At 70.6% G+C, this 9,387-nt stretch carries 11 protein-coding genes, 6 tRNA genes and 1 pseudogene; 9 read left to right on the forward strand and 9 right to left on the reverse strand.

From position 1 onward, the window contains the following. Positions 1-1,157: pseudogene (locus QR77_RS48295) on the forward strand (hypothetical protein); the annotation flags it as partial. Between the two features lie 78 nt (positions 1,158-1,235). On the opposite strand, the gene QR77_RS05450 reads toward QR77_RS48295, so the two are convergent. Together QR77_RS05450 and QR77_RS05455 are read right to left on the reverse strand one after the other, a co-directional pair. Further along, positions 1,236-1,307: transfer RNA gene (locus QR77_RS05450), tRNA-Val, on the reverse strand. A gap of 78 nt (positions 1,308-1,385) precedes the next feature. Then, on the reverse strand, positions 1,386-1,862 hold the full coding sequence (locus QR77_RS05455) for a TIGR02611 family protein (protein WP_040019988.1): 477 nt from the start codon (positions 1,860-1,862) through the stop codon (positions 1,386-1,388). Positions 1,863-2,124: 262 nt separating this feature from the next. On the opposite strand from QR77_RS05455, the gene QR77_RS05460 reads away from it, so the two are divergent. Then, positions 2,125-2,538, forward strand: a complete 414-nt coding sequence (locus QR77_RS05460; RefSeq protein WP_003959770.1) for an SsgA family sporulation/cell division regulator — start codon at positions 2,125-2,127, stop codon at positions 2,536-2,538. A 204-nt stretch (positions 2,539-2,742) separates the two neighbouring features. Beyond that, entirely contained in the window at positions 2,743-3,312 is a 570-nt protein-coding gene (locus tag QR77_RS05465; RefSeq protein WP_040027355.1) for a CGNR zinc finger domain-containing protein, read from the forward strand. Positions 3,313-3,315: 3 nt separating this feature from the next. Here QR77_RS05465 and QR77_RS47355 read toward each other — a convergent pair whose 3' ends face one another. Both QR77_RS47355 and QR77_RS05470 read right to left on the reverse strand, forming a co-directional pair. Continuing rightward, a complete protein-coding gene (locus QR77_RS47355; RefSeq protein ID WP_173476273.1) occupies positions 3,316-3,483 on the reverse strand; it encodes a hypothetical protein in 168 nt (55 codons plus the stop codon). A gap of 167 nt (positions 3,484-3,650) precedes the next feature. Then, entirely contained in the window at positions 3,651-4,124 is a 474-nt protein-coding gene (locus tag QR77_RS05470; protein WP_040027357.1) for a hypothetical protein, read from the reverse strand. A 182-nt stretch (positions 4,125-4,306) separates the two neighbouring features. Between QR77_RS05470 and QR77_RS05475 the strand changes: the two genes are divergently transcribed. Next, positions 4,307-4,843, forward strand: coding sequence for a DsbA family protein (locus tag QR77_RS05475; RefSeq protein ID WP_040019990.1), 537 nt, complete (start codon positions 4,307-4,309; stop codon positions 4,841-4,843). A 27-nt stretch (positions 4,844-4,870) separates the two neighbouring features. On the opposite strand, the gene QR77_RS05480 is transcribed toward QR77_RS05475, so the two are convergent. From QR77_RS05480 to QR77_RS05490, 3 genes are all read right to left on the reverse strand, one after another. After that, on the reverse strand, positions 4,871-5,701 hold the full coding sequence (locus QR77_RS05480; RefSeq protein ID WP_040019991.1) for a GNAT family N-acetyltransferase: 831 nt from the start codon (positions 5,699-5,701) through the stop codon (positions 4,871-4,873). Between the two features lie 102 nt (positions 5,702-5,803). Beyond that, positions 5,804-6,625, reverse strand: coding sequence for an aminodeoxychorismate lyase (locus QR77_RS05485; protein ID WP_040019992.1), 822 nt, complete (start codon positions 6,623-6,625; stop codon positions 5,804-5,806). Next, positions 6,622-7,773 (reverse strand): chorismate-binding protein, encoded by a 1,152-nt coding sequence (locus QR77_RS05490; RefSeq protein WP_078876489.1) that lies wholly within the window; start codon positions 7,771-7,773, stop codon positions 6,622-6,624. Before QR77_RS05490 ends, QR77_RS05485 begins: the two co-directional genes overlap by 4 nt. 148 nt (positions 7,774-7,921) lie before the next feature. On the opposite strand from QR77_RS05490, the gene QR77_RS05495 reads away from it, so the two are divergent. The 5 genes from QR77_RS05495 to QR77_RS05515 all read left to right on the forward strand — a co-directional run bounded on the left by QR77_RS05495 (position 7,922) and on the right by QR77_RS05515 (position 8,436). Next, positions 7,922-7,994 (forward strand) — tRNA-Gly (locus tag QR77_RS05495). A 34-nt stretch (positions 7,995-8,028) separates the two neighbouring features. Beyond that, positions 8,029-8,102 (forward strand) — tRNA-Cys (locus tag QR77_RS05500). A 1-nt stretch (position 8,103) separates the two neighbouring features. Next, positions 8,104-8,175: transfer RNA gene (locus QR77_RS05505), tRNA-Val, on the forward strand. Positions 8,176-8,196: 21 nt separating this feature from the next. Beyond that, positions 8,197-8,268, forward strand: a tRNA-Val gene (locus QR77_RS05510). A 96-nt stretch (positions 8,269-8,364) separates the two neighbouring features. Next, positions 8,365-8,436 (forward strand) — tRNA-Val (locus QR77_RS05515). Positions 8,437-8,489: 53 nt separating this feature from the next. On the opposite strand, the gene QR77_RS05520 is transcribed toward QR77_RS05515, so the two are convergent. Together QR77_RS05520 and QR77_RS05525 are read right to left on the reverse strand one after the other, a co-directional pair. Further along, entirely contained in the window at positions 8,490-8,771 is a 282-nt protein-coding gene (locus QR77_RS05520) for a zf-TFIIB domain-containing protein (protein WP_078876490.1), read from the reverse strand. A 68-nt stretch (positions 8,772-8,839) separates the two neighbouring features. Beyond that, positions 8,840-9,387, reverse strand: a 548-nt coding sequence (locus QR77_RS05525; protein ID WP_040019995.1) for a phosphotransferase, incomplete at its 5' end; no start/stop codon positions are given.

The following is a 9,387-nucleotide window of genomic DNA, read 5'->3' on the forward strand; positions in this document are numbered from 1 at the left end:
TCGCCGGGGTGCTGGTGCTCGCCTGGGCGGCGGTCGCCGTGCTGCCGCTCGCCTTCGACCTGCCGTATCCGGTCGCCCTGGCACTCCCGCTGGTCCTCACGGCCGCCGCGCTGACGCTCGCCGTGCGCCCGGGCGAACGGGTCGGGGTCCTGACGGCCGCCACGGCCCTGGGGTGCGCCCTCGCCGGGCTGGTCGCCGCCTCGTCCCTCGCCGCGGCCTCCCGTCCCGCCACGGTGATCACGCTCGCCGTCCTGGCGGCCCTGTTCGCGGGCGCAGCGGTGGCCGCAGAGGGCGTACGAGCACGCATGGCCGGGACGACCCCGGCCGACGGCCCGCCACGAGCCGTACAGGCGGTCCTCGCCGTCGTCGCCGTCGGCCTCGCGACCGCCCTCGTACTGACCGCGTCCTCGGCGGCCGACGTGCCGACGGCCTGGGCCGGGGTGCTGGTCCTGACCGTGCCCGCCGCCGTGGCTCTCGCCGGTGCGCGGCTGCGGCTCCATCCGGTGGTCGTGCCGATCGAGCTGACGGCGATGTCGGCGGGCCTGATCGGTGTGGCCCTGACCGTGGGGCGGCTGCCCGTGCTGGCCCTGGCGCTGGCGCTCTGCGGTGTGATCGCCGCCGGTACCGCCGTACGTGAGGAGCGGCGGCCCTGGGCCGGGTACGCGGCCGGGGTGTTCTTCGTCCTGGCCACCTGGGTCCGGCTCGGCGCGTCCGGCGTGACCACGCCCGAGGCGTACACGCTGCCGGTGACACTCCCCGCGCTCGCCGTCGGGCTGCTGCGGCGCCGTAAGGACCCGGAGGCGTCGTCGTGGACGGCGTACGGTCCCGGCCTCGCCGCGACGCTGCTGCCGAGCCTGGTGGCCGCGTGGGGTGACGCGCACTGGCTCAGGCCGCTGCTGCTCGGGCTGGCCGCCCTGAGCCTGACCCTCGCCGGGGCCAGGCTGCGGCTCCAGGCGGTACTGCTGCTCGGCGGCGCCGTGCTGGCCCTCGACGCACTGCACGAGCTGGCGCCGTACGTGGTCCAGGTCGTCGGCGTGCTGCCGCGCTGGCTGCCGCCGGCCCTCGCAGGGCTGCTGCTTCTCGCGGTGGGCGCGACGTACGAACAGCGGCTGCGCGACGCCCGCAGGCTGCGCGCGGTGCTGGGGCGGATGCGCTGACCCGCCGTACGCGCCGGAGCAGCCGGGAACGACCGAGGCCCCGAAGACCTGACAGGTCTTCGGGGCCTCGACTCCGGGTGGGCGATACTGGGTTCGAACCAGTGACCTCTTCGGTGTGAACGAAGCGCTCTCCCACTGAGCTAATCGCCCGGACGCACGGCACACATTACCCGATGCCGGCCGCGCTCCAGGACCGCCGCACACGACCCCGGCACGGCCCGGGCGCGCTCACTGGCCGATGTTCCAGGGCATCACGGCGCCGAACTTCCAGAGGTAGATCGCGACCAGTACGGCGATGATCACCACGCCGACGACCGTGAGGGCGATGTTGCGCCGCCGGACCTTCGGGTCGAGGGCGGCGCGGGTGGCTTCCGTGACCTTGCGCTTGGTCCAGCGCAGAGCGACCTGGGCCCAGACGAACTCGGTCGCCCAGATCGCCACGCCGGCGAAGATCACCAGCCAGCCGGGGCCCGGCAGCGGCAGCAACACGATCCCGCCGCCGACCACAGCGAGGCCGACGACGAAGACGCCCACCATCCAGCTCAGGTGGAGCGGGCGCGACGCCTTGATGAAGTCAGGCGCGCGCGAGCCCAGCTCCCGCTCGCCCCGCCCGGAATCCTCGGTCTCGGTCCGCTCGCGGTCCTCGCCGGAATCCGGCGACTCCCCCGGTTTCACAGGATCCGCCGTTTTGGATGTCTTTGTCATATCACCCATCTTCGCCCGCGAATCCTCCCGCGTCGACACAGCGTTCCCCCGCCGGTCACTCTCCGCATCCATGACGACCAACTTACCCGAGCGGCTCGCGTCACTGGAATGGCGGCATAACCCGAAGTTACACACCCCCATACGAGCTACCTGAAGGATCACAAAACAGACAGAGGGGTTTACAACGGCACTGTAGGTGGCATGTCGATTTCGCCGACGTGCGAATCCCCGAGCGCACACTGAGCGAAAGGCCCTGGCGCTTATGAACACCACGGTCAGCTGCGAGCTGCACCTGCGCCTCGTTGTATCGAGCGAGTCCTCACTGCCTGTACCCGCGGGCCTCCGGTATGACACGGCCGATCCCTATGCCGTGCACGCCACCTTCCACACAGGAGCCGAAGAGACGGTCGAGTGGGTCTTCGCCCGCGACCTTCTCGCCGAGGGGCTGCACAGGCCCACCGGCACCGGCGACGTCCGTGTCTGGCCGTCCCGCAGTCACGGTCAGGGCGTCGTCTGCATCGCGCTGAGCTCCCCGGAGGGCGAAGCCCTGCTCGAAGCCCCGGCGCGGGCCCTGGAGTCGTTCCTCAAGCGGACCGACGCGGCGGTGCCACCCGGCACCGAGCATCGTCACTTCGACCTCGACACGGAACTCTCACACATCCTGGCCGAGAGCTGAGCCAGGCAGAAGCTGCCCGGCGCCGTCCGACTCGGGGAGACGGCGCCGCGCGGACTATCCGCATACGGCAGGACACCGGCGCCGTCGCCGCGGACCCACCGCGGCGACGGCGCCGGTGCGCGTGCGTGAAGGGTGACTTTCACAGCGACTAGAGTCATGCGGATCCGGCGGGCACAGGCCCGCAGCATGGCCTGGGAGCGAATGGTGCTGATCCCTCACGACACCCGGATCGCGCTCGACACCGTGGTCGATCTGTTGAACACGGTGCCGCAGGACGACGCGACCGGCGGTCCGCTCGACGGGCTCGCCGACATCGACGCGCTGTACGACTTCCTGCGGCGCAACCTGGTCAGCGGGGTGGGAGACCTCGGCAGCCGGGACCTGCGGGCCGTACAGGACGTACGGGCCCGCTTCGCCAAGGTGTTCGCCGCACCCGCGTCGTCCGTGGCCGCGACCCTGCTCAACGAGCTGGTGGCAGCGGCGGGGACCACGCCCCAGCTCACCGACCACGACGGCTACGACTGGCATGTCCACTACTTCGCGCCGGGCGCCTCGGTCGCCGACCGTCTCGCCGCCGACTGCGGCATGGCGCTCGCCTTCTTCATCGTCGCGGGCGAACGGGAGCGGCTGCGGCGCTGCGAGGCCCCGGACTGCGGGCACGCGTTCGTCGACCTGTCACGCAACCGTTCGCGCCGCTACTGCTCAAGCCGCACCTGCGGCAACAGGCTCCATGTGGCCGCCTACCGGGCCCGCCGCAAAGAAGCGGCCGGCTGACCCTCACAGCAGGAACAAATCGTGCACCGCCGCCAGCAGCAGCAGTGAGGCGACCACCGTCAGGAAGATCATCAGGGGCGGCTGGGACAGCGCGAAAAGGCAGCCTCGCGGCTCTTCGGCGGGTACGGCTTCGGTGGGTACGGGGGTTTGATCCCGTGATGTATCGAGCATCTCGAAGCGATGATGACGTAGCCCGGACCTCACTCATGACCAAGGCCCTGATCAGGGCGGGACTTGATCATATTCCGTGGGAAGAGGACCGGGAACAGGCCGGGTTCGGTCAGATGGCGTGCCGGTTTCCGATGCCGTTCCGCATGTCGAGACGGTGTGCTTCTTGTTCAGATGCCGTGCTTCTTGAGGATGGCCTCGATGTCGCTGAAGTCGTCACCGCTCTTCGCCCCGCGCGGCGCCGGCTCCGACACCTTCGGCCTGACGGCGGGCTGTGTTGTGGGGGTCGCCGAGGACCCGGCACCGAGCGAGGGCGCCGAGGCCGCTGGGGCGACCGCACCGCGCTGCGCCGCCTTCGCCGCCTCCCTGCGCTCCTTGCGCGTGCCGCCCGTACGCCGCTCGACCGCCCTGGTCACCATGAACAGCACCCAGGCGAGGGCGAGGACGACAAAGCCCGCCCAGGCCGTCGGGCTGAACGCCGTGTGCGCGAGCCACTTGACCACGCCGGTCATCACCAGGCCCACCGGCACCAGCGAGTAGGCGGCGATCCGCACCGCCCGAAGGAAACGCTTGCGGTACGCCGTGACCGCCGCGATGCCCAGGCCCGCCACCGATACGGCGGAACAAACGGTCTCGGCAATCATCCGGTCCTCCAGGCAGAGCGCGTTCATGGGCAGAACACATCACTTCCCCCCACTGTGCACCTCGCGGCGGCCGGAGGCCACGGTCCGGGGTCGCCGGACGAGATCCTCAGGGAGATATCGGGGGCGCGATCCTCCCCAGGTGCCGGTCGGGCGGAGGCTTCTCATGCTGCGAGACTGGTCCCATGAACGACTCCTCCACCGACTCCCACCCCGCGCGCCCGCACGTGCCCGTCGTCCTCGACGTCTGGTGCGAGCTCCAGTGCCCCGACTGCCGCGACGCCCAGGACGACATCCAGGCGCTGAGCGAACGCTACGGAGACCGGCTGGAGCTGCGGCTGCGGCACTTCCCGCTGGAGAAGCACCGGCACGCGTTCGCCGCCGCCCAGGCCGCCGAGGAGGCCATGGTGCAGGGGCAGGGCTGGCCGTACGTACGTGCCGTGCTGGCCCGTACGGGGGAACTGGCCGCCGGGGGCGAACCGGTGCTGGTGCGGATCGCCGATGAGCTGGGCCTGGATTCAGGCGAGTTCGACACGGCCCTGATCGACGGGCGCCACATGCTGATCGTCGACGCCGACCAGGCGGAGGGCAAGGCGATCGGCGTGACGGGCACACCGACGTATGTCGTCGGCGGCGAACGTCTCGACGGCGGCAGCAGTCAGGCGGGGCTCCGGGAGCGTATCGAGGAGATCGTCGACCGGCTTCTCGCCGAAGAGGCGTAGGGGCGTCCGGGGCATCGCCGCGCCCTTCTAAAGAAGCTGCTTGATGAAGTTCCGCCCGGTCACCCGGTATTGGAGCGATTCGTAGAGCCGGACGGCCGGGGTGTTGTCGGCGAAGACGTGCAGGGCGAGATATCCGGAGCCGGCCTCCAGCGAGAGCCGCTCGGCGAGCAGCATCAGCGCCCGGCCGAAGCCCTCCCCGCGCCGCCCCTCGGCGACCAGCACGTCGTACACGTACGACCCCTGCTCGTCGCCCCGGTGCGCGACCCACACATGGCCGACGACGGCGCCCTCGTGGACCAGGACACGCACCGTCACACCCGGGGTGGCGGGGCCGTCCGGCAGGAGCCTGCCGTGGACCCGCGCCGAGCGGGCATGGGCCTCCTCAGGCGGTGTCCCCCTGTCGATCGCGCTCCGCGCGTAGCGGTCGACCGCCCCCGCGAGCCAGTCCGGGTACTCGGACTCGCTCACGGGTCGGCTCTCGACGCCGGCCGGGAGCGCGGGTGGTTTCGGGGGCAGTTCCTTGGTCATGTTGCTGCTGCGCTCGGTGTAGCCGAGGGAGTTGAGCATGCGCAGCGCCGCTGTGGCACCCGGCGGCGCCGATGCCAGCACCTGCCGGCAGCGCCAGTCGCGCAGCACCTCCTCGGCTGCGAGTACGGCGACGGTGCCGCGCCCGCGCCGCCGGTCGGGTTCGTCGATCCGCAGGGAGCGGATCTCGCCCGTCGCCGGGCCGAAGGCGGGATCGGTGGCGACCTCGATCACGCCGACGCGGCGGCTGTTCACGCACACGTCGTACGTGCGTGAGGTGGCGCCGTCGTCGGCGTGCTGAAGCGGCCCGGCCGGCCGCAGTGTTGTGGTCATCAGGTGGGATCTTCCCCTTCCCGACCGCCACTCATCCCTTTCGCGGATCTTTATGTGTCTTCGGGGGAAGTGTCTTCGGGGGCGTCACGGTCGTCGCCGCCCTCACGGGTCCAGGTCGTCGCCGGACCGCTCCTCGAAGATCCGCATGGCCTTGCCGGTCACCGGGCCCGGGGCTCCCGGCAGTTCACGGCTGTCGAGGCGGTGGACCGCCTGTACGTCGCGCAGGCTCGACGTCACGAAGATCTCGTCCGCGCGCTCCAGGACGTCCAGCGGCAGGTCGGTCTCCTTGGCCCCCGTCCACTCGATGACCAGGGCGCGGGTGATGCCGGCCAGGCAGCCCGAGGCGACGGGCGGGGTGTGGGTCTCGCCGTCGACAACGACAAAGACGTTCGATCCGGTGCCTTCGCAGAGTTGGCCGACGGTGTTGGCGAAGAGCGCCTCGGATGCGCCGCGTTCGTGGGCGCGGGCGAGCGCCACCACGTTCTCCGCGTACGAAGTGGTCTTCAGCCCGGTCACGGCGCCGCGTTCGTTGCGCGTCCAGGGGACGGTGATCACGGCGGTCGTGTCGGCCCGGCGCTCGACCTCGCCGAATGCCACGACGAGCGTCGGGCCCTTGTCGCCCCGGTCGGAGCTGAGCGGGGAGAGGCCGCCGGTGTAGGTGATCCGCAGCCGGCCGTACGCGGCGGGGTTGGCGTCGAGGACCGCCGTACAGGCCGCGCGTACCTCGTCGAGGTCGGGGTCGGACAGTCCGAGGCCGCGCGCCGAGCGGGTGAGCCGGTGCAGGTGGCGCGTGAGCGCGAAGGGCCTTCCCTGGACGGTCTTGAGTGTCTCGAAGATGCCGTCGCCGACCGTCAGTCCGTGGTCGAGCACGGACACCTGAGCGGTTTCGGAGGATCGCAGCCCGCCGTTGACCCAGATCTTCATGACGCGGTCCTTCCACTAGCCGCCGCGTACGCGGCGGCGCTCTCGTGCGCGTACGTGTCTGTCTTCTCGCGTGTGACTGTGCCTGTATCTGTACCTGTGACTGGTTCTCTGTTCGACGCTATCGCGAGCAGCCTTCCGGCCTTCAGTTCGGTCTCCTCCCACTCGCGCTCCGGATCCGAACCCCAGGTGATCCCCGCTCCCGCGCCGAAGCGCAGCACCGGCGCACGCCCCGTACCCCGGTCGATCCAGAACGTCCTTATGCCGACGCCGAGTTCGGCTCTGCCGCTGTCGGCGTCGACCCAGCCGATCGCGCCGCAGTAGGGGCCGCGTGGCGCCGTCTCCAGCGCCTCGATGATCGTGAGGGCGCTGGATTTCGGCGCGCCGGTCACCGAGCCCGGCGGGAAGGTGGCGCCCAACAGGTCGCGCCAGCGGACCGAGGCGCCGAGCCGTCCCCGTACGGTCGACACGAGGTGGACGAGACCGGGGTGGGGCTCGACCGCGCACAGGGAGGGCACGGTCACGGAACCGGTGGCACAGACGCGGCCCAGATCGTTCCTGACGAGGTCGACGATCATGACGTTCTCGGCGCGGTCCTTCTCCAGGAGATCCGCCTCCGTACGGCCGGTGCCTTTGATGGGGCCCGACTCCACCAGCTCCCCGGCCCTGCGCAGGAACAGCTCGGGCGAGGCGGTGGCGATCTCCACGCCGTGCGCGGGGAGCCGGACCGTGCCCGCGTACGGCGCGGGGTTGCCGCGCGCCAGCAGGGCCGTCAGGGCGTCGACGTCACTCCCTGTGCCGTCCGGCGCCGGGACCGGCAGCGGCGCGGAGAGTACGCGGCACAAATTGGCCTGATACACGTCCCCCGCCGCGATGTGGGCGCGGATGCGCCGTACGCCGTCCACGTACGCGGCGCGGTCGAGCGACGACGTCCAGTCACCGCGATCCGGTCCGCGCCAGCGCCCAGGGACCGGGGCGGGCACCGGCTGTGACCGTACGTCTCCGAAGCGCGCACAGGTCAGCCGGCCCTCGAAGTCGGCGACGACAGCCCAGAATCCGGAGGAGTCGAGCGCCTCGGGGTCATGGGTGACGTCCCGGAGGCCGGAGGCGACAACACCGCCGAAGCGGGCCAGAGGAGTGAGGGCGTGCACGCTCGCCAGTCTAGGACGGGGCACCGCAGGACGCTCCGGGGCGAAGGGACGTCAGCACGCTGCGTAAACGCGTTTTTGTGCTGGACCCGGAATCCGCTAGAGTTCACCTCGTCGCCGGGCCACGTGAAACCGGTCCGTGAAACGACAGGCGGACGTGGCTCAGTTGGTAGAGCATCACCTTGCCAAGGTGAGGGTCGCGAGTTCGAATCTCGTCGTCCGCTCGATGTGGGGGATTTTTTCTGCCCCCGCGCTCCTGGTGGAGTGGCCGAGAGGCGAGGCAACGGCCTGCAAAGCCGTCTACACGGGTTCAAATCCCGTCTCCACCTCCAAGGACGATTAGCTCAGCGGGAGAGCGCTTCCCTGACACGGAAGAGGTCACTGGTTCAATCCCAGTATCGTCCACCGGATCCGCAAGGATTCCCCGCGCGATTAGCTCAGCGGGAGAGCGCTTCCCTGACACGGAAGAGGTCACTGGTTCAATCCCAGTATCGCGCACGCGGTTCAGCGGTATCGTTCGGCGCTACAGTGTGGCGAACGCAGTACGGATGCAGTGCGGTACGGCTGTAGTGCAGTACGGATGAAAGTCACCCCGCGCGATTAGCTCAGCGGGAGAGCGCTTCCCTGACACGGAAGAGGTCACTGGTTCAATCCCAGTATCGCGCACAGTCGAAAAGCCCCCGGTCGTCTCCACGACCGGGGGTTTTTCCGTCCGTTGGTCAGGACGAGAAGAGCATGTGCGCGAAGCTGTTGTGGCGGTGGTGCCCACCGTGGCCACCGCCGTGGTGCGGGGCGCCCCAGGCGGGGGCGTGAGCCGCGGGGTAGGCCTGCGGGGGCGCCTGCATGGGGGGAGCCTGCTGGCCCCACTGCGACTCGATACGGCTCAGCGTCTCCAGCTCGCCGTAGTCGAGGAAGACCCCCCGGCAGCCGCTGCACTGTTCTATCTGGACACCATTGCGGTTGTACGTCTGCATGGGTGCATGGCACTTGGGACACTGCATCGTCGGCTCAGCTCCTCGCCGTTCGTCTGGCATCGCCGGAACACACTTCCGGCGACAGTCGGTTCACCCTACGGGGACGCTTCGCAGTTCAACTCGGTTGCGAGGGACGCGATACGGCCGCAGGCGTCAATTATCAGCCCTTCCACCTCGTCCAGGTCACGCTCCTGTGCCAGCGCCCTGGCGACGGCGAGTGCGGCGGTCTGAACGGTCAGGGCGCGGGCGGCGACGTCGAGTTCGGGCCAGGGGTCGCCCTTCGCCGGAACGGCAGGGCCCCGCGCCGCCCGGTACGCGCCGAGGAAGCGCCCCCACTCCTCCGGGGAGAGCAGCCCCGCCGCGTACCAGGCCGCCGGGCGGGCCAAGTCCCAGGCGGGGGCGCCGACTCCGAGGTCGTCGACGTCGATGAGCAGCCAGCGTCCGTCCGGCGCCGGATGCCGTACGAGCTGCCCCAGATGCAGGTCTCCGTGGCAGAGCGCGCCGGGCCCGGGTGACGGCGCCTCACCTCTGGCCCAGGGCGGCAGCAGCGCCCAGGCACGCTCGACCGTGACGGCCGCCGGGTGGGGGCCCGCGGCCCGCATCCGGGTGAGGGCCCGGACCGCCTTCGCCGGCCCCCGCATGG

It is taken from the genome of Streptomyces sp. 150FB, from assembly GCF_000818195.1.
In the GTDB taxonomy this organism is placed as follows: domain Bacteria; phylum Actinomycetota; class Actinomycetes; order Streptomycetales; family Streptomycetaceae; genus Streptomyces.

What these genes read in the sequence shown, in the direction of transcription:
- QR77_RS05520 (WP_078876490.1), bottom strand. Translation starts at nt 8,771, where the DNA reads ATGCAGTGTCCCAAGTGCCATGCACCCATGCAGACGTACAACCGCAAT.
- QR77_RS05480 (WP_040019991.1), bottom strand. Translation starts at nt 5,701, where the DNA reads ATGACCACAACACTGCGGCCGGCCGGGCCGCTTCAGCACGCCGACGAC.
- QR77_RS05455 (WP_040019988.1), bottom strand. Translation starts at nt 1,862, where the DNA reads ATGACAAAGACATCCAAAACGGCGGATCCTGTGAAACCGGGGGAGTCG.
- QR77_RS05475 (WP_040019990.1), top strand. Translation starts at nt 4,307, where the DNA reads ATGAACGACTCCTCCACCGACTCCCACCCCGCGCGCCCGCACGTGCCC.
- QR77_RS47355 (WP_173476273.1), bottom strand. Translation starts at nt 3,483, where the DNA reads ATGCTCGATACATCACGGGATCAAACCCCCGTACCCACCGAAGCCGTA.
- QR77_RS05485 (WP_040019992.1), bottom strand. Translation starts at nt 6,625, where the DNA reads ATGAAGATCTGGGTCAACGGCGGGCTGCGATCCTCCGAAACCGCTCAG.
- QR77_RS05470 (WP_040027357.1), bottom strand. Translation starts at nt 4,124, where the DNA reads ATGATTGCCGAGACCGTTTGTTCCGCCGTATCGGTGGCGGGCCTGGGC.
- QR77_RS05460 (WP_003959770.1), top strand. Translation starts at nt 2,125, where the DNA reads ATGAACACCACGGTCAGCTGCGAGCTGCACCTGCGCCTCGTTGTATCG.